This is a genomic window from Aeromonas sp. ZOR0002 (assembly GCF_963866995.1).
In the GTDB taxonomy this organism is placed as follows: domain Bacteria; phylum Pseudomonadota; class Gammaproteobacteria; order Enterobacterales; family Aeromonadaceae; genus Aeromonas; species Aeromonas caviae.
On sequence record NZ_CAWMFQ010000374.1, the window covers coordinates 1 to 17,858 of the forward strand.

Below are 17,858 nucleotides of genomic sequence, written 5' to 3' on the forward strand. Positions count from 1 at the left end.
CCACCTGCCGGGCAAACTGCTGCAGGCGATCCCGGTGAAACGCCGAGCGCCCGAATCCCGGGGTGAAGGGGTTGTTGGCCACCGCCATGAACAGCGAGGAGGCGTGCTTGAGCGGCCCGGTCAACTCCGACGCGATGCGCTCGTAATTGCGGGGGTAATCGAACCAGAGGCTGGCGTCGATGGCGATCACTCCCTGGAACTGGCCGCCGTCTTGCGCCTGTGCATCGAGCGCCAGCAGGCCGCCGAGGGAGTGGCCCACCAGCAGGGCCGGCGCCCGGGTCCGAAACCTCTCCTCGATGAGGGGGCGCAGCTCCTCACTCAGATAGCGCAGGAATCGGGGCCCGCCCCCCGTCACGGCATAGCCGGGCCCCGCCGGTGACCCATTGGGCAAGGTCATGGTGTGGCTCGGGGTGTAATCCCGCATCCGGTCGGTGTTGTGGACCGCGACGATGATGAGGGGGGGAATCGCCGGATTGAGCCCGGCCCGCAGGGCCCGGGTGATGCCGACAACCTCCAGCAGACTCTTCTCCCCGTCGAGCAGATAGAGCACGGGGAACCGAGCCCCGGGCTCGCGTTCATATTCCTGGGGCAGGGAGACGCTGTATTGCCGCGTCTCCCCCAGCAGGGCCGAATGGTGGGTGAAGCGCTGGGCGTAGTGGAGCATGTCTGCCTGGGCAGAAGAGAGTGTGGTCATGGTGAGCAGCAGGATGATGAGTCTTGTCATGAGATGAACCAGGATTGTGTCGCCGGCCTTGGGGATCCCCCGTAGGGCGGCGCACAGAGACGACAGCAGGGCCCGCAGGCCCTGCTGTCGTCGGTCGTTACAGCTTGTAGGTGAAGCCTGCCATCAGGTTCGCCGGCTCGCCGTACATGTTGAAGGTGCTGGTGGAGCCGACCCGGTAGAAGTACTCCCGGTCGAGCAGGTTGTAGAGGTTCAGGGTCGCCTGCATTCTGTCGTTGATCTCGTAACGCACCGCCGCATCGAACAGGGCATAGCCCCCCTGATGGGTCTCGACCCCCTTCTGGTTGAAGCCGTAGTCGCTCACCGCCGTCATGCCTGCCCCGAGGTGCAGCCCCTGCACCCAGTCGGCCAGGTGGTAGTCGGTCCAGAGTGAGAGGGCATGACGGGGGATGGTGTCGAATTTCGGGTTGTGATCCCCGGCCTTCTCCTCGATGTCGGTGAAGGTATAGCCGGCCATCACCATCCAGTTCTGGCTGAGATAGCCGCTCGCCTCCAGCTCCACCCCTTGCGTCTCCACCTTGCCGGTGGCCCAGTAGGTGTTGGTGATGGCAATGCCCTGATCGTCGTAGGCCTGGGCCGCGATGTTGTCGTCCTTCATCAGGAAGAGGGTCGCCCGGGTGTTGAGCAGGCCGTCACGCAGCGAGGACTTGATGCCGGTTTCCCACTGGCTGCCCTCCCGGGGCTTGAGCAGGTTGCCGCTCTCGTCCTGGCTGGTCTGGGGCTTGAACACCTTGGAGTAGCTGGCATACCAGGCGTGTTCGTCGCTCAGGTCATAGACGGCCCCCGCGTAGGGGGTGAGCTTGCCGTTGAACGCACTGGACTCGCCGCTCTGGGCTCCGGAACTCAGGGTCGTGCTGACGGCATCCAGATCGTACCAGGAGACGCGGGCCCCGGTGATCACCGCCAGCGGCTCCAGCAGACGCCAGGTCACCTTGCCGTACAGACCGAGCTCCGACTGCTCCTCATGATCATTCTTGGTGTAGCTGTAGTCCGGCTTGGCGACCCGGGTCGGGTCGAAATCGAACACATTGATCTTGCCGAGGTTGCGGTTGGTGTAGGTCTGAATGTCCGACTCGTAGCGCTTGTAGTCGGAGCCCAGCACAAACTCGCTCTTGTGCCCCAACAGATCGAACATCTGACTGTAGTTGGCATCGAAGGCCATGTTCTTCTGCTGGTTCCCCTGGCCGTTGAACATCAGCCCGGTGTTGCCCGCCACGTCCACGGGGCCGTTGGTGAAGGTCTGCTCCAGCCGCATGTCGTGATCCATGTAGCGGGCCGAGACCTGACCCACCCCGCCGTTGGCAAAGGCGTGTTGCAGCGAGGCCCCCACATCCGTGGTGTCGGCGTCGAAGAAGTCTTCAGCCGACCCCAGGTAGGTGCTGCGGCCGATGTCGAGCAGGGAGCCGTCCTTGTACGCCGGCAGGCCGTTGGTGGGCAGGATGTCCTTGGTCTGGTGCAGGGCGTAGACGGAGAGGCGGGTGCGATCCGAGAGATCGAACTCCAGGGTGCCGTAGTAGGTACCGTTGTCGTTGTTGTTGTAGTCCACCTGGTTCTTGATGTCGGCGTTGGCCACCACGACGCGGCCGCGCAGGGAACCCTCGTCGTTGAGTGCGCCCCCCATGTCCGCCTCCAGGTAATGCCTGTCCCAGCTACCATAGCGCGCCGTGACCGAGCCCTTGAAGGCGTCGGTCGGACGCTTGAGCACCATGTTGATCACGCCCCCCAGCTCGCTGGTGCTGTTGAAGAGGCCGGAGGGGCCCCGCATGATCTCCACCCGATCCACCGCCGCCAGCGACGGCAGGGTGCCGTACTTGCTCTGCATGGGCGATGGCAGGCCGTTGAGGTTCACTTCGTCGTACTCATAGCCACGGGAGAAGATGGAGGAGCGACCGCTGTCGTTGACCAGGGTGCGCAGACCCGGCGTGAACTTGGCCAGATCGTCCACCGCCACGAAGTTGCGCTCCTCGATGTAGTCGTTGGTCAACACGGTGATCGACTGGGGGATGTCTTTGAGGGCCGCCGGCGTCTTGGTGCCGACGGTGGCCGAGTCGACCCCATAGCCTCCCGTCTCCTCCGACGGCGACATCCCGTAGAGTGGATTGCCATAGACAACCAGGGTTTCGTCCGGCTTGATGTCCGGTGTGTGTGCCCCTGCCGGGGCGGCAAAGGTGACGGCCAGAGCGGCAGAGATGGCCAGAGCCAGCGGGCTTCGCGCTTTATCCTTCAAGACAACCATAGTAAGAGTGACCCCAAGATAGAGGTGATAATCATTTTCATTTAATTTTCCGGGGGCTAATATATCACTCCATCTTCCGCCGCAGTTTTGCGGTGTGGTCATTTCACTCTTCGACATGGTCAAATTGCACATGACTGACACAGTGGCAAGGGACACCAGCGCACGCCAGCGAGGCCGTTTCACCGGCAGGGTGGAGAACCTGGTGATCCAGGAGGGTCTTCGCTTTCACAACAAGGACATCGTTCACAAGGCAGACTTCGCCACCGAGCGGGAGTTGCCGCCGCAGTTGATCATCGCCATTCCTCTCGAGAGCCGTGCCCTGATGACCTATGGCGCCACTCACAGGCTCAAGGGGTGCCGCTTCCATGAGTCCGACCCCATAGTGGCAACCGCCATCCTCTATACCGAGCCCGACATCGTGCAGGGGGCGGCCAAAGCCCAGGTGCGCAGCCGCAGCATCGTCCTCTCCCTGGACCACACCTGGCTCGCCCACAACCTGGCACAGGCGCATCGCAAGGCTTTCGCACAGACCTTCAGCCGCCATCTGAGCCGCGTCGACTGGACCCTGCCCGCAGCGCTTGGACAGATTGCGGAAGCGCTCAATCTCACCAGCAGCCAGAACGCCTCCGAGATGCTGATGCGCAAGGCCTTTGCCCTCAGTGTCTGGGAGAGCCTGATGACCCACCTCCAGCAGGCCGCCTCCCCCTGTTGCCAGCGCCAGAACGAGCAACCGACACGCCTCAAGATGCTGCTCAGGGATGAAAAAGTGGACGAGATGACCCTGACCGAGATCGCGGCCACCCTCGGCATGAGCGTCTCCACCTTGCAGCGAGCCGCAAAAAAAGAGCTGGGCATGAGCCTGCAGCGCTACCTTCGCCAGCGAAAGCTGCAAGAAGCGCGGGCCAGGCTGGAGGCGCGCAGCCTCTCTCTGCAAGGGGCCGCCGCCCACGCCGGCTATGACCATGTGGCCAATTTCATCACGGCGTTTAGAAAGCAGTTCGGCTTCTCGCCGACGCGGATCGCCAGACAGGGTAAAGAGCAGGAGCAGGCGCCCTCTGCAACGCCTTGAGCCTCCTTGTTCATGCGCAATACATCTTTGCTCTGGGATAGTAGGCACCACGCAGGTGGGGTGGTGCTTGAAATCAGCGCTCGTCATCCACACATTCAGTGCATACAATGCGTTAACGAAGCACACTTGGTCGCTTCACCCCGGAAATCAAGAGGACATCAAGATGGATACCCGTTCTATCTACACTGGCACCCAGGGTGCCGTGCGCGACACCAACAAGGTGCTGCGCAACACCTACATGCTGCTCTCCCTCACTCTTGGCTTCTCAGCCGTGGTAGCCGGGGTAGCGACCGTCATGAACATGCCGCCCCTGCACTGGGCCGTGTTCCTCATCGGTGTCTACGGCCTGATGTTCCTGACCGAGAAGAACCGTGACAACGGCATGGGGCTGGTGTTCACCTTCGCCCTGACCGGCCTGCTGGGCTATAGCCTCGGCCCCATCATCAACATGTACATGAACAACGGCGGCGGCGAGATCGTGATGACGGCGCTGGGCGGTACTGCGCTCACCTTCTTCGGCCTGTCTGCCTATGCCCTGACCACCAAGCGGGACCTCTCCTTCCTCGGCGGCATGCTGTTCGTCGGGTTCTGGGTACTGCTGGTAGCCATGGTCGCCAACATCTTCCTGCAGATGAGCGCCCTGAGCCTGGCCCTGTCCGCCATGTTCATGCTCTTCTCCTCCGGCGCCATCCTGCTGACCACCCAGCAGATCGTGCGCGGCGGCGAGACCAACTACATCTCTGCCACCGTCACCCTGTATGTCTCCATCTACAACATCTTCCTGAGCCTGCTGAGCCTGCTTGGCGGCAACCGCAACTGATGGATGCTTGATATGCACAAGACCCCGCTTCGGCGGGGTTTTTATTGGCGCCCATTTCTGTCAGGATAAGTTGCAAATCAAGGATATGAAGCGAAGTGGCCCTGATCCAAATCAGGGCCGTTTCGTTGTCGACAGGTTATGCTGTCGCTTTCGTTTCGCTCAAGGGTTGCCTTCATCCCATGCCCATGGACTTCTCAGGTTTATTGCGCCGTCTGCTGACCGACAGCCACATCGATTTCACCTCGTTCAAGGGTGGTGCCTAGCATGCCGATGGATTTCTCCGGCCTGCTGCGCCGGCTGCTGACAGACAGCCACATCTATTTCGCTCTCAAGGTCCTGCTCGCCATCGCGGGGCTGCTCGCCTTCGCGCTGGCTACCGGTGACATCCAGCTCACCGTGCTGCTCTCCCTCGGGGTGGTGGCCGGCGCCATCGCCGAGACCGACGACAGCCTCTGGGGCCGGGTCAAGAACCTCGCCATGACCCTGCTCTGCTTCCTGTTTGCCTCATTGTGCGTACAGTATCTCTTCCCCACCCCCTGGCTGTTTGCCATCGGGCTCGCGGGCTCCACCTTCCTCTTCGTCATGGTGGGTGCCCTCGGCCAACGCTACGCCACCATCAGCTTTGGCTCCCTGCTGATTGCCATCTACACCATGCTGGGGGCCGCCAAGGCGCCGGATCTCTTCTATCAGCCGCTGGCCCTGTGCGCCGGGGCCCTCTGGTACGGCCTGGTGTCCCTGGTCTGGCTCTGGCTGCTGCCCTACAAGACCCTGCACGAGCAACTGGCCCAGAGCTACTTCGCCCTCGCCCGCTACTTGCAGGAGAAATCCCGCTTCTTCCCGGCCGACGAACACGGCGCCCAGGCCATCCGCCACAATCTGGCCCAGCTCAACATCAACCTGGTCAATGCCCTGAACCAGGCCAAGACGGCGCTCAATGCCCGTCTTCATGCCCCCGGCCGCCACGGGGTTGCCCCCGAGCTCGCGGGCCTGCTGCGCCTCTACCTGCTTGCCCTGGAGATCCAGGAGCGGGCCACCTCCAGCCACTACCCCTACAGCAAGCTGGAAGCGGAGCTCAAGCAGGGCATCGTCCTCGACGGCTTCCAGGAGGTGCTGTCACAGCTTGCCGACGCCTGTCAGCAGCTCGGCTACGCCATCCTGGTGCACAAGCCCTACACCCACCACAAACGCATTCACTGGACCCTGGAGGCCCTCGGCGATCAGCTGGAGTTCACCCACCTCAAGCAGCACTACCCCAAGACCCTGCTGACACCGATGAAGTTCCTGCGTCGCAACCTGGCCAGCATCAACCAGTTGCTGCAAAGCGCCGAAGAGCTGCAAAACCCCGCCGCGCCGCCCACCAGCCTGCCTCCCCTGGCACGGCCGATCGCCCTGCCCTTGCTGGCATTGCTCAGGCAGCACCTGACCCCGAACTCCATGGTGTTTCGCCATGCCCTGCGGCTCTCCCTCGGGCTGGTCGTGGGCTATGGCATTCTACAGGCGTTTCACCTGGACAAGGGGTACTGGATCCTGCTCACCGTATTGTTCGTCTGCCAGCCGAGCTACAGCGCCACCCGCCGTCGTCTGGTGCAGCGGATGCTCGGCACCTTTGCCGGTATCCTCATCGGCGTGCCCGTGCTCTGGTTCTTCCCCGAGCTGCACCTGCAACTGGGGATCATGGGGCTGGCCGCCTTCCTGTTTTTCACCCAGGTACGCAGCAACTACAGCGCCGCCGTCTGCTTCATCACCCTCTACGTGCTGATGGCGTTCAACCTGCTGGATGGCATCGGCTTCGCCATCCTGGGACCCCGCCTGCTCGATACCCTGCTCGGCTGCCTGCTCTCCTACGCCCTGGTGGCCTGGCTCTGGCCCGACTGGCAATACAAGCGGTTGCCAACCCTTATCGCCAACTCCCTGTCCGCCAATGCGAAGTACCTCTCGGCGGTTCTCGCCAGCCTGCATCGCCAGCGGGATGAATCCCTGGACTACCGGGTAGCCCGCAAGTGTGCCCACCTCGCCGACAGCGAGCTGGCCATGGCCTGGCAGAGCATGCTGGTGGAGCCGAGCAAGCGCCGCCGCTTCCTGGATCTCTGCTTCACTCTCACCTGGCGCAACCATGCCCTGCTCTCCTATATCTCGGCACTCGGGGCCCATCGCGACAAACTCGAGCCCATCGAGGGGCTGGAGGAGATAAGCCGCCACATCAGCCAGACCCTGGAGCAGGCCGCCGATCACCTGGCGGGGCAGATGCCGACGCCACTCGCGGGAGCCTGTCCGACCATCGCTCCGGAGAGCAGCGAGGAGCAGCTGATGCTGAGCCAGCAGCTCTCCCTCATCAGCCAGTTGGCAGACGAGCTGCTGATGCTGGCCAACGACGGCCAGTTGCTGACAGGTCAGGGCCGGACCTAGCCGGGCATAGCCGCCGGGCCTGTCTCGCCCGAGGCAGGCGCCGCCCCGGTTGCCGGACGGGACGCAAGGCGCTACCATGCCCGCCCCATTGAGATAGCCTTTTCGAGGAAGCGTCATGTCCGAGCCACACCATTTGCAGTTCAACGGCCAACTCATCGAGACCGATGCCCAAGGCTATCTGCGCCACAGCGAGCAATGGAGCGAGGCGCTGGCCTTGGTGCTGGCCGAGAAAGAGGGGATAGTGCTGGAGGATCCCCACTGGGAAGTGGTGCGTTTCGTACGGGCCTTCTATCTGGAGTTCAACACCTCCCCCGCCATCCGCGCCCTGGTCAAGGCAATGGAAAAGCAGTACGGCCCGGAGAAGGGCAACAGCCGCTACCTCTACAAGTTGTTCCCGGAAGGCCCCGCCAAGCAGGCCACCAAGATCGCAGGCCTCCCCAAGCCGGTGAAGTGCATCTAGTCCTCCTCGGCAGCCCGATAGCCACACTGCCTCCCCCGTGTTGGACACAAAAAAAGACCGCGCCCATGTTGCCATGAGGCGCGGTCTTTTCATTTCATCATGCTGTCAGGGGTTGTAGGCCACCACGGAGCCGCTCAAGCCCGTCATCTGGCTGATCCGGCTCTGCATGCCCTGCAACTTGGCCTTGGAGACATCCGGCCCGATGAAGACCCGGTTGATCTGCCCCTGCACCGGAGTTCTCGGCGACGTCTGGGCCGAGTAGCCCGCCGCCCTCAGCTTGCTCACCAGGGCATTGACGCTGTCTGCATTCTTGAAGGCGCCGAGCTGCAGGATCCAGCTCCCCTGAGCCGGGGCTGCTGCCGGTGCCGTAGTCGGCTGGGCCATCTTGCTCGCGATAAGATCATCCATGGTCTTGATCTGGCCCGCCTGTGGCTTGGCCTCCACCGGTTTTTGCACCTCTACCGGCTTGGTTGGCACCGGCTTGGGTTTGGGCTGCTCCACCGGTTTCTTGGCGATCACTTCCGGCTTGGGCTCGGGTTTGGGCTGGGGCTTGGGTTGTGCCACGGCCTGTACCGGCTGCTGCTGGGTGATGGGAGCCTGACTGGCTCCCGCTGGATTGGCTCCCCCCTGATTGGCCAGGGTCACGGTATCGCCAATCTCCTCTACTTGCCACTGGGTCGCGGCAGAGGCCTGCTGCTGACTCGCCAGATGCTCGGCCGGCAGGGTGCTCGCCGCCGAGACCTGAAGCGCAGGTTTGGCGGGCTCCAGCTCCGGACGCAGGGGGATCTTGGCGAAGGCCTCGTCCTTCTGCTCCAGCTTGTTGCCGTCCATCAGGTCCGGCAGAAAGATGACCACCAGGGCGACCAGGATGACGGTCCCCACCAATCTGTTTTGAAACTTCGAAGCCAAGTTAATTTCCACCCATGTTACTTAGGATCCATTGCAATCTTGCACACTTCGCAAAGAACGCCTCCCCTCACGCCGGCTGGCGAAGCCGGGTCCCTCGCCACCCACTTGGCCTGAAAGGGGATTATCCAGTGCAAAACCCGGCCCGTCGTCACGATGACGGAGCCAGGGGAGCGAACGGCTCAGACCGAGCCCAGAGCCAGCACGTCGGCGACAGTGTAAAACGAGCCGAACACAATGACCATATCGTCAGGACTCGATGCGGCCAAGGCGGCGCCGTAGGCATCCCCCACGCAGGCAAAGGTGAGCGCCACGCCCCGGCCGCTGCCAAGGGCCGTCGCCAACTGGTCGGCCGTGGCCGCGCGCGGGCCGTGGAGGCTTGCCAGGAACCACTCGTCAATCAGACCGTCAAGCTCGGCCAGCGACCCCGCCATGTCCTTGTCCTTGAGCATGCCAACCACGGCGCGGCGCTTGCCCTTGCCGGGGAGCTGGCGCAACTGGCTGGCGAGATAGGCGGCAGAGTGGGGATTGTGGGCCACGTCGACGATGACCAGCGGCGAGGTTTGCAACTGCTGCATCCGGCCAGCAAGGCGGGCATTGGCCAGGCCGTCGCGGATGGCGGACTCCGCCAATGGCAGACCGAGGGACTCCAGGGCCGCCAGCACGGTGACCGCATTCATCAGCGGCAGGGCCGGTTTGGGCAATCCCGACCAATGGTGCAGGCCGTGATAATCCCAGTCACCTTCATGCTCGTCACCACGAAAATCGATGCCGACCTGACGCAAGCAGGCGCCGAGGCGCGCCGCTTCGCTTGCGATGGTCGACGGCGGATTGGGCTCCCCGCTGATGGCGGGTTTACCTTTGCGATAGACGCCAGCCTTCTCCACCGCCACCGCCTCCCGGGTATCCCCGAGCCAGTCGCAGTGATCCAGGGCAATGGAGGTGATCAGGGCGACGTCCGATTCCACCACATTGGTGGCGTCGAGCCGCCCCCCCAGCCCCACTTCCAGCAAGAGCACATCGGGCGCGGCGCGGCGAAACAGCCACAGACCCGCCAGGGTGGCGAACTCGAAGAAGGTGAGGGCGATGTCGCCCCGGGCGGCTTCTACCTCGGCAAAGGCCGCGCAGTGATCGCCATCGGCCAGCTCCTGGCCATTGACGCGCACCCGCTCGGTAAAGCGCAGCAGATGGGGGGAGGAGTAGACACCGACCCGGTAGCCGGCGGCCATCAGGATGCTGGCCGCCATGGCGCAAGAGGAGCCCTTGCCGTTGGTGCCCGCCACCGTGATCACCTTGAACGGCAGTTCGGTGAGGCCCATGCGGCGGGCAACCGTGCCGACCCGCTCCAGCCCCATGTCGATGTTGGCCGGGTGGATCTGCTCCAAATAAGAAAGCCAGTCGACCAGCGACCGGCTTTGGGATTGTTGCATGTGTGAACTCATCTTCAGTCTTCGATGACCTGAGTGTTCATCAGCTTGGCCAGCAGACCGGCCAGACGGTTGCGCATTTCGCGCCTGTCGATGATGAGATCGATGGCGCCCTTCTCCAGCAGGAACTCGGAGCGCTGGAAGCCTTCCGGCAGTTTCTCGCGCACGGTCTGCTCGATGACGCGGGGGCCGGCAAAGCCGATCAGCGCCTTGGGTTCGCCTACGTTGATGTCACCCAGCATGGCCAGACTCGCTGAGACGCCACCCATGGTGGGGTCGGTCAGCACGGAGATGAAGGGCAGGCCCGCCTTGGTGAGGCGATCTAGGGCCGCACTGGTCTTCGCCATCTGCATCAGGGAGAACAGGGCTTCCTGCATCCGCGCACCACCGGAGGTGGAGAAGCAGACCAGGCCGCGGCCCTCCTTGATGCTCTCCTCGACGGCGCGCACGAAGCGGGCACCGACCACGGAGGACATGGAGCCCCCGATGAAGGAGAACTCGAATGAACAGGCGACGACCGGTACCCCCTTAAGGGTCCCCTTCATCACCACCAGCGCATCCTTCTCGCCCGTCTCTTTCTGGGCGGCAGACAAACGATCCTTGTAGCGCTTGGAATCCTTGAATTTCAGGATGTCTTGCGGCTCCAGCTCGGCCGCGACTTCGCTGCGTCCCTCGGTGTCGAGGAAGCTCTCGAGACGGGCACGGGCGCTGATGCGCATATGATGGTCACACTTGGGGCACACTTCGAGATTGCGCTCCAGCTCTGCCCGGTAGAGCACCTGTTCGCAAGCAGTACACTTGGTCCACACCCCTTCCGGAATGTTGTGACGACGCGGTGTGGTGATCTTGCTCTTGGGAAGGATCTTCTCAAGCCAGCTCATGGAATTCCTTAATGCATTTGTGCCTGACAAAACACATCGAGCCTTGATTGTTCAATGACTTAACGGCTCGATGGCAATAAACGACGGATCATTAAACCACAAATTTTCGGGCCCAGTTACTAAAAACTGGTCGTACCCGGTGCCGAGTCCGGCAGCCACAGCGGACCGAGGGGCGGCCGGGGCAACCCGAATTCTGCCGGGTAATCCACATCCACCAGATAGAGGCCGCCCGCCTTGGCGGTCGGGCCCGCCAGGTTGCGATCCTTCGCCGCCAGCACCTCGGCAATCCACTCCACCGGTTGAAGCCCCTGCCCCACCAGCAGCAGGGAGCCGGTGATGTTGCGCACCATGTGATGCAGGAAGGCGTTGGCCTTGATGTCGAGCACGATGTAGGGGCCGGAACGGCTGACACACAGGTGGGTCACATTGCGCCAGGGGGTGTTGGACTGACAGGCGACAGCCCGGAAGGTGCTGAAGTCATGCTCCCCCAGCAGGCTCTGGCCGGCCTGGTGCATCAGCGTCGCATCGATGGCTTCGTGGTAGTGGCTGACGCCTTGGCTCAGGATCGCCGGGCGGTAGTTGTGGTTGTAGATGACGTAACGGTAGCGGCGGGCGGTGGCGCTGAAGCGGGCATGGAAATGCTCGTCCACTTCCCTGACCCAGCGCACGGCGATGTCAGGGGGCAGGTTGGAGTTGAGCCCCAGGGTCCAGGCGCCTTCTGCGCGGTTCGACTCGGTATCGAAGTGGATCACCTGGCCGGTGGCATGCACCCCCGCATCGGTGCGACCGGCACACTGGATGGAGACGGGGTGGTTGGCGATGCGGCTGAGGGCTTTTTCCAGCTCCTCCTGAACGCTGATCACTTCGCGCTGGCGCTGCCAGCCGAAGTACCGGCTGCCGTCATATTCAATACCAAGGGCAATTCGCATGGGTAACGGTGTCTTCTGATGAAAGGATGCAGTGAAAGAAACGGGGCGGATTATACGCGCTCGGGCTCAAAAGTCCCAGACCGGGCGAGGCCGCGGTGCGGGGCCCCCAAAGAGAGAGGGCAGCCCGCGGGCAGCCCTCTCTGGTGCATGGATGACAAGGGCCTGCCTAGCCCAGGCGCTTGAGCAGCTTCTGCGCCTCGCTGCGCTGGTGCTCGCTGCCCTGGGCCACCGCCTCTTCCAGCAGCTCACGGGCGCTCTCCTTGTCGTCGATCTCGAGGTAGGCCCGGGCCAGATCCAGCTTGGCCCCCACCCCGCCGTCATCGGCATCCACATCAAAGCCGTTGGACTCCGGCAGCACCTCGGGGAAACCGTCCAGCCCCACATCCAGGGAGAAGCCCTGATAGGGTTCCTGCTCCGTGCTGCTGGCATCGGCATCGGCCAGCAGCTTGTCGATTTCAACGAAGTCGCTGTCTTGCACCTGCTCGCGGGGTTTCACCTCCCCCTGATGGGACTCCACCTCGGCGAAGGCATCCTCGAAGTCCGCCAGGGCCAGCTCGCTGGGATCCCACTCGGACGCCGCCGGCTTGGTGGGCTCCAGCCCGAGCTCGGCCAGCATGTCGTCCACATCGTCCTTGCCAAACCCCGTCTCGTCGATGTGCGGCGCCTTGGCGGCAAGCTCATCGTCGGTCGGCTCGCCAAACCCGGTCTCTAGATCGCTCAGATCGAAGTTGGCCAGTGTCTCGTCACGCTGGCTGCGGCTCTCCTTCTGGGCCTGGGCCAGATCCGCTTCCAGATCCGCGTCCAGCTCGGCAAACAGGGCGGCCTGCAGCTCCTCCTCGGTCATGATCTCGTCATGACCACGAGCAGAGGAGGTGGGCTCGTCGGAGAGATCGAGTTCCGGCACCACGGGCAGATCGAAGTCACCCTCGTGGGCCAGATCCAGCTCGGGCACCAGATCCGGATCCCGGTTCGCCGTCGTCACCGCAGGCTCCACATCAAAAGCGGAGAGCGCCGTCTCGTCATCCCGGAAGATGACATCGGCGGCAGCACTGGCACCATCTTGCTTCCTGCTCACTTCCGGCTCGTTGAGATCCGGCATGCCATGGAGGGGCTCGTCATCCGCGATGCCCACCGTCATCAGCTGATCAAACTCGCTGTTCTCGTCTCCCATGACCATGGAGGTCGACTCGGAGAGGCTCTTCTCCTGCTCTTCCAGCTCGCGGCGGGCACGAGCACGCAGCCAGAGCGTGACCAGGGCAAGCACCAGGAGTACCGGCAGCAGGATGATCATGGCGAGATTGAGCGGCGAAGAGAGCAGCTCCATCAGCCAGCTCTGTTTGGGCACCGGCGCCACCACGGGAGGCGTCGGATTGGCCTTGAGTTCCGCCACCTCTTTTTGCAGGGCGGTCTGATCCTGCAACTGCGCCTTGAGGGTCTCCACCTCTTCGGTCAGGGCTTGCAGGCGCAGCTTGAGCCTGTGGTTCATCTCGGTGACCTGGCCGAGCTGGGCGTTGGCATCTTCCAGGGCCAGCGCCATCTCGGTAGAGGGTTTGCCCACCGCAGTGGCGGGCAGGGGCGCCGGCGCCGTGCTGGCGGCGCTGCTCGCAGCAGCGCTCACCACCACGGGGGTGGAGACAGCCGCCTTGGCGGTCTCCTTCACCTCGGGGGCAGGAGCCGTCGCCTTGGGTGCCGCCGGGATCGGCGCCGCCTTGGGCGGTGTATTCTTGGCCACCACAGCCGGCTTGGCCGGAGCAGGCTTGCTCACCACCGGCTGGGCGACGTGGGATTGCTTGTTGGCCAGGTATTTGGGGCTCAGCCCCTTCCAGCTCGCGTTGTCGCTGTTGAAGCGACGGCGTGCTTCGGCATCTGTGATGCGCCCCGCCTCTGCGGCGGTGGGCAGCAGGATGTGGGAACCCACCAGAATATGGTTGATGTTGCCGTCTGCGAAGCTTCGGGGGTTCTTGTCATAGATGGCCACCATGGTCTGGTAGACGCTTACCCGGTTGGACGGGCGATGCTTGCTCGCCAGACTCCAGAGGGTGTCGGTGGGACGCACGGGACCATAACTGCCAGCCGACGCAGCAGGCACCTGACGCACGATGGGCTGGGCTCTGGGCAGGGTGACGGGCGCCACGGGCTGGGCCCGGGGCTCTGGTTGCACCGCGGGGGGCGGTGAGCCATCCGGTCCCTTGAGTTCGACAAAGAAGGGTTCTCGCGCCCCCTCTTCGGCCTGAACCGTGCCCAGAAGCCCCAATGCGAGTAGCGTTGCCAGCGTTATGCGGGAATGTCCCATATTCGTTCCTTCGTATGACGGCCCTATCACATTGAAAAATCTGGATAGTTACCCCAAAACAATCGGCTCAATATAAATCAGGCGCCGGTCTCAAGCCAGCGATCCGACATATTTCGCGCCCGGCGGCGACCAGAAAGCAGCCCCAGACGCGAACCAGAGTGTAGAAAAAAACCTAGTCCACTGATATCACACGGTATTCCAAAAACCGGAGAGTGGGTTCCCGGTCACATACCGGGGCCAGGGCGCCCACATCAAGGCGGGGTTCCCTCCCCGCCCGGGGCCGACATCCGGCCTCAGAGGTAGTCGCGTACCAGCAGTTCGGCAATCTGCACGCTGTTGGTTGCCGCGCCCTTACGAACGTTATCGGCCACAATCCACATATTGATACCACTCGGATGAGAAATATCCTGGCGTACCCGCCCGACCATCACATCATCCTGGCCGGTGGCATCGCGCACCGGGGTCGGGTAGTCCCCTTCATCATCAAACAGGGTGACCCCCGGGGCATTGCGCAACAGATCCTTGACCTGCTCGGCGTCCAGCGGCTGGTGCAGCTCCACATGGACCGCCTCGGCGTGACCATAGAAGACCGGTACCCGCACGCAGGTAGGGTTCACGGCGATGCTGGCATCCCCCAGGATCTTCTGGGTCTCCCACACCATCTTCATCTCTTCCCGGGTGTAGCCGTTGTCGGTGAAAGCATCGATCTGCGGGATCAGGTTGAAGGCGATCTGCTGCGGATAGAGGGTCGGCTCCACCGGGCGGCCGTTGAGCAGGTGGGCGGTCTGGCCCGCCAGCTCGCTCACCCCTTCCTTGCCGGAGCCGGAAACGGATTGGTAGGTCGCCACGTTGATGCGACTGATGCCTACCTCATCGTGCAGGGGCTTGAGGGCCACCAGCATCTGGATGGTGGAGCAGTTGGGGTTGGCGATGATGTTGCGGTTGCGAAAATCGGCCAGCGCGTCCGGGTTCACTTCCGGAATGACCAGGGGAATGTCCTCGTCGTAGCGGAAGCAGGAGGTGTTGTCGATGACGATGCAGCCGTGCTCGGCGGCGATGGGCGCCCATTTGGCCGAGACCTCGGCACCGGCGGAGAAGAGTGCAATCTCCACCTGGCTCCAGTCAAAGGCCTCCACATCAAGGATGTCGACGTTCTTGCCGCCAAAACGCACCGTGTCCCCAGCGCTGCGACTGGAGGCGAGCGGATAGAGGGTCGCTACCGGGAAGGCGCGCTCCTCCAGGATCTCGATCATGGCCTGACCCACGGCGCCGCTGGCACCCAATACCGCTACGTTGAATTGCTGACTCACTGATCTGTTCTCCTGTGATGCGGCCCGTCGGGGCCGGGCATGAGGGCCCCGGCTGGCACGCGTATCGGTTTAATGACAGGCCCGCCATGATGCCGGGCCGGGGGGAAGCGCCGCCTGGGCAAGCCCCTCCCCTTGTTGAAATCGGGTTTATTGCTTCGAGACGGCAAAGCCCAGTCGGGCCAGTCTGTCGTCGGCGAAGGGCCCTTTCAGTTGCAAGGCGCCCAATTCGCGCCGCTCGGGGTAGCGCTTGCGCTGCTCATCGAAGCTTCCGGGCAGCCCGATCCGGTTGCGAAAACGGGCGTCGTCACGGCGCACGTCATAAACAAGGTGGACAAGCTGCTTGATGAGCGCCTGATCCGCCGGCTGCCCCGGCGTCAGCTCGCGCACCTCGGGGGCAGGCAGCAGGGATTGCAGATCCTGGCGCGGGGTGCGCCCCAGTTGCCGGCACAGCGCCTCATAGAGCATCCAGGTGCCACGGGCCTTGCCTTCCAGGCTGTAACCGGCGATGTGCGGGGTGGCCAGCTCGGTATGGGGCACCAGTTCCTTGAGGGGCTCGGGCTCTCCTTCCCATACGTCCATCACCAGCCGCAGGGGATGGGGCCCCTGCTGGCGGACAAGCAGGGCCCGGTTGTCCCACACCTCGCCGCGGGAGGCGTTGATAAGGATCTGCCCGGCCGGACGCTCGGCGATCTCCTCGGCTCCCAGCAGGTGGAAGGTGGCCTCATCCCCTTCACGAAGATAGGGGACATGGAAGCTGACGATGTCGGCATCCAGGGCAATGCGGTAATCCACGAAGTCGCCAGCGGCGCCGCTACCGGCCAGGGGCGGGTCGCAGCGCAGCACCTTCATCCCGAGCGCCTCGGCCTTGCCGGCCACGCTCTCGCCGGTGTTGCCGGCGCCGATGACGGCGAGGCTCATCTCGCTCAAGGTCAGCTCATGGCGTTCCGCCAGAACCAGCAGGGCGGAGAGCACGTAGTCCCCCACCGACACCTTGTTGCAGCCGGGGGCGCTGAAGAAGGGGATGCCCCGCGCCGCCAGCAGCCCCTGATCGATGTGATCCGTGCCGATGGTGGCCGTGCCGACAAACCCCAGCCTGGGGCAACTCGCCAGGAGCGCTTCGTTGACCCGGGTCACGGAGCGCACCAGCAGCACATCCGCCTCTTGCAGATCCGCAGCCTTTATTTCTCGTCCCGGCAGGGGAACCACTTCACCAAATTCCGCAAACAGCTCCACCGCATGGGGCATATTTTCATCAACGACGATCTTCATCGGCACGCATCTCGTCCACAAGGGCCACAGGCGCGCCATTCTAGCCCAAACGCGACGGATTTTCAGAGGCTTGTTGGCAGACCGCTCTGCGGCCATCTTTCCGCCTCCCGGCCTCAGGTGCGGGCACGATGCCCGGCAGCATCATATGTAACAGCCTGTTGCCCTCGCACCCTTCGCCTTGACCAGAGCAACCTGACTGGCACAATGACGCCTCTTTTTAGCCGCTCGCGCCACCGAACCGGACCCCTTGATGCCGACTCACTCCTCTTCGTTGCCACGCCGCAAGGTGCTTCATTTCAATGCCCTCCTGCTCCTTCCCCTGCTATTGCTCGTCTGCCTGCCCTGGCAGCCGTTCATGACCCAGGCCCTGCAATCGGGCTGGCTATGGTGGCCCTACGCCCTCACCCGCATGGTGGACTTGCCGGGGCTGGTCTTCACCATCGCCGCCCTGCTGCTGCTCACAAGACACAAGCTGACGCTGGACAGTCGCGCCTTGTTGGCGCTGGCTGGCGCCCTCTTTGTCGTGCTGGCGAGCGACTGGGTCATCAAGAGCCTCATCAAGCTGCTGACCGAGGAGCCCAGGCCCTACCTCATCTGGCTGGAGAGCCAGGAGCTGATCCCCGCCATCCGCCAGTTCTATGGGGGAAGCCAGGCCCTTCGCAGTGAACAGGTCCACGCCGCGACCCAGTTGCTGGCGCTGCCCGCCTGGCTCGGTCAGCACTGGCAGGCAGAGGTCAACTACGCCTTTCCCTCCGGTCACAGCATCGCCGCCATGAGCCTCGCCCAGTTCTTCGGCCTGATCTGGCTGGCCCGGGCTCCCGCCGGGGCCTGGCTGCTGCCACTCTGGGCCATCGGGATCGGCCTCTCGCGCACCCTTATCGGCATGCACTGGCCCCTGGATGTGCTGGCAAGCGCCCTGCTTGGCAGCCTCACCGCCCTCCTGGCCGCCCGCTGGTGGTTGCGCCACTACTGACCTCCAATAAAAAACGGGCACCTGGGTGCCCGTTTTTATCGCTTGTACGCCACTCACCCCTTCTGCTGCCAGCCCTCGGGATACTTGTAGCCGACGAAGCGCTTGGCGGCATAAGCCTTGAATTCGGGGGACTGTGA

General features: G+C 63.5%; 14 protein-coding genes. 5 read left to right on the top strand and 9 right to left on the bottom strand.

Going from position 1 to position 17,858, the window contains the following annotated elements; all coding sequences use genetic code 11:
* Positions 1–724: alpha/beta hydrolase (locus AACR77_RS20045; RefSeq protein WP_042880084.1), on the bottom strand; the 724-nt coding region annotated here is incomplete at its 3' end.
* Between the two features lie 97 nt (positions 725–821).
* Positions 822–2,978, bottom strand: coding sequence for a TonB-dependent siderophore receptor (locus AACR77_RS20050; RefSeq protein WP_042880086.1), 2,157 nt, complete (start codon positions 2,976–2,978; stop codon positions 822–824).
* A gap of 130 nt (positions 2,979–3,108) precedes the next feature.
* Between AACR77_RS20050 and AACR77_RS20055 the strand changes: the two genes are divergently transcribed.
* The 4 genes from AACR77_RS20055 to AACR77_RS20070 all read left to right on the top strand — a co-directional run bounded on the left by AACR77_RS20055 (position 3,109) and on the right by AACR77_RS20070 (position 7,733).
* On the top strand, positions 3,109–4,047 hold the full coding sequence (locus AACR77_RS20055) for a helix-turn-helix transcriptional regulator (RefSeq protein WP_042880087.1): 939 nt from the start codon (positions 3,109–3,111) through the stop codon (positions 4,045–4,047).
* A 163-nt stretch (positions 4,048–4,210) separates the two neighbouring features.
* Positions 4,211–4,867, top strand: coding sequence for a Bax inhibitor-1/YccA family protein (locus AACR77_RS20060; RefSeq protein ID WP_010675134.1), 657 nt, complete (start codon positions 4,211–4,213; stop codon positions 4,865–4,867).
* 264 nt (positions 4,868–5,131) lie between these two features.
* Positions 5,132–7,273 (top strand): YccS family putative transporter, encoded by a 2,142-nt coding sequence (gene yccS / locus AACR77_RS20065; RefSeq protein ID WP_042880089.1) that lies wholly within the window; start codon positions 5,132–5,134, stop codon positions 7,271–7,273.
* A gap of 115 nt (positions 7,274–7,388) precedes the next feature.
* On the top strand, positions 7,389–7,733 hold the full coding sequence (locus AACR77_RS20070) for a TusE/DsrC/DsvC family sulfur relay protein (protein ID WP_039038798.1): 345 nt from the start codon (positions 7,389–7,391) through the stop codon (positions 7,731–7,733).
* Positions 7,734–7,838: 105 nt separating this feature from the next.
* Here the strand turns inward: AACR77_RS20070 and dedD are convergent, their stop codons facing one another.
* The 7 genes from dedD to AACR77_RS20105 all read right to left on the bottom strand — a co-directional run bounded on the left by dedD (position 7,839) and on the right by AACR77_RS20105 (position 16,748).
* Positions 7,839–8,642: a cell division protein DedD gene (gene dedD, locus AACR77_RS20075; RefSeq protein ID WP_029314728.1), complete on the bottom strand. Its 804-nt coding sequence runs from the start codon at positions 8,640–8,642 to the stop codon at positions 7,839–7,841.
* A 179-nt stretch (positions 8,643–8,821) separates the two neighbouring features.
* Positions 8,822–10,081 carry a bifunctional tetrahydrofolate synthase/dihydrofolate synthase gene (folC, locus tag AACR77_RS20080; RefSeq protein ID WP_042880091.1) on the bottom strand — a complete coding sequence of 420 codons (1,260 nt, stop codon included), beginning with the start codon at positions 10,079–10,081 and terminating at the stop codon, positions 8,822–8,824.
* Positions 10,082–10,083: 2 nt separating this feature from the next.
* Positions 10,084–10,947, bottom strand: coding sequence for an acetyl-CoA carboxylase, carboxyltransferase subunit beta (accD, locus tag AACR77_RS20085; RefSeq protein ID WP_041214977.1), 864 nt, complete (start codon positions 10,945–10,947; stop codon positions 10,084–10,086).
* A gap of 119 nt (positions 10,948–11,066) precedes the next feature.
* The gene (gene truA, locus AACR77_RS20090) at positions 11,067–11,876 is read right to left on the bottom strand and encodes a tRNA pseudouridine(38-40) synthase TruA (RefSeq protein WP_042880093.1); all 810 of its coding nucleotides are present in this window, start codon (positions 11,874–11,876) and stop codon (positions 11,067–11,069) included.
* A 166-nt stretch (positions 11,877–12,042) separates the two neighbouring features.
* A complete protein-coding gene (locus AACR77_RS20095; protein WP_042880095.1) occupies positions 12,043–14,169 on the bottom strand; it encodes a FimV/HubP family polar landmark protein in 2,127 nt (708 codons plus the stop codon).
* Between the two features lie 293 nt (positions 14,170–14,462).
* Positions 14,463–15,479, bottom strand: coding sequence for an aspartate-semialdehyde dehydrogenase (locus AACR77_RS20100; protein ID WP_010675142.1), 1,017 nt, complete (start codon positions 15,477–15,479; stop codon positions 14,463–14,465).
* A gap of 147 nt (positions 15,480–15,626) precedes the next feature.
* On the bottom strand, positions 15,627–16,748 hold the full coding sequence (locus tag AACR77_RS20105) for a 4-phosphoerythronate dehydrogenase (RefSeq protein ID WP_042880098.1): 1,122 nt from the start codon (positions 16,746–16,748) through the stop codon (positions 15,627–15,629).
* A 250-nt stretch (positions 16,749–16,998) separates the two neighbouring features.
* Here AACR77_RS20105 and AACR77_RS20110 point away from each other — a divergent pair, with 250 nt between their 5' ends.
* A complete protein-coding gene (locus AACR77_RS20110) occupies positions 16,999–17,721 on the top strand; it encodes a phosphatase PAP2 family protein (protein ID WP_042880100.1) in 723 nt (240 codons plus the stop codon).
* Positions 17,722–17,858: the final 137 nt, after the last annotated feature.

Excerpts from the sequence above, each read along its gene's own strand:
- AACR77_RS20050 (WP_042880086.1), bottom strand. The coding sequence starts at position 2,978 with ATGGTTGTCTTGAAGGATAAAGCGCGAAGCCCGCTGGCTCTGGCCATC.
- AACR77_RS20055 (WP_042880087.1), top strand. The coding sequence starts at position 3,109 with ATGACTGACACAGTGGCAAGGGACACCAGCGCACGCCAGCGAGGCCGT.
- AACR77_RS20060 (WP_010675134.1), top strand. The coding sequence starts at position 4,211 with ATGGATACCCGTTCTATCTACACTGGCACCCAGGGTGCCGTGCGCGAC.
- yccS (WP_042880089.1), top strand. The coding sequence starts at position 5,132 with ATGCCGATGGATTTCTCCGGCCTGCTGCGCCGGCTGCTGACAGACAGC.
- AACR77_RS20070 (WP_039038798.1), top strand. The coding sequence starts at position 7,389 with ATGTCCGAGCCACACCATTTGCAGTTCAACGGCCAACTCATCGAGACC.
- folC (WP_042880091.1), bottom strand. The coding sequence starts at position 10,081 with ATGAGTTCACACATGCAACAATCCCAAAGCCGGTCGCTGGTCGACTGG.
- accD (WP_041214977.1), bottom strand. The coding sequence starts at position 10,947 with ATGAGCTGGCTTGAGAAGATCCTTCCCAAGAGCAAGATCACCACACCG.
- truA (WP_042880093.1), bottom strand. The coding sequence starts at position 11,876 with ATGCGAATTGCCCTTGGTATTGAATATGACGGCAGCCGGTACTTCGGC.
- AACR77_RS20095 (WP_042880095.1), bottom strand. The coding sequence starts at position 14,169 with ATGGGACATTCCCGCATAACGCTGGCAACGCTACTCGCATTGGGGCTT.
- AACR77_RS20105 (WP_042880098.1), bottom strand. The coding sequence starts at position 16,748 with ATGAAGATCGTCGTTGATGAAAATATGCCCCATGCGGTGGAGCTGTTT.
- AACR77_RS20110 (WP_042880100.1), top strand. The coding sequence starts at position 16,999 with ATGCCGACTCACTCCTCTTCGTTGCCACGCCGCAAGGTGCTTCATTTC.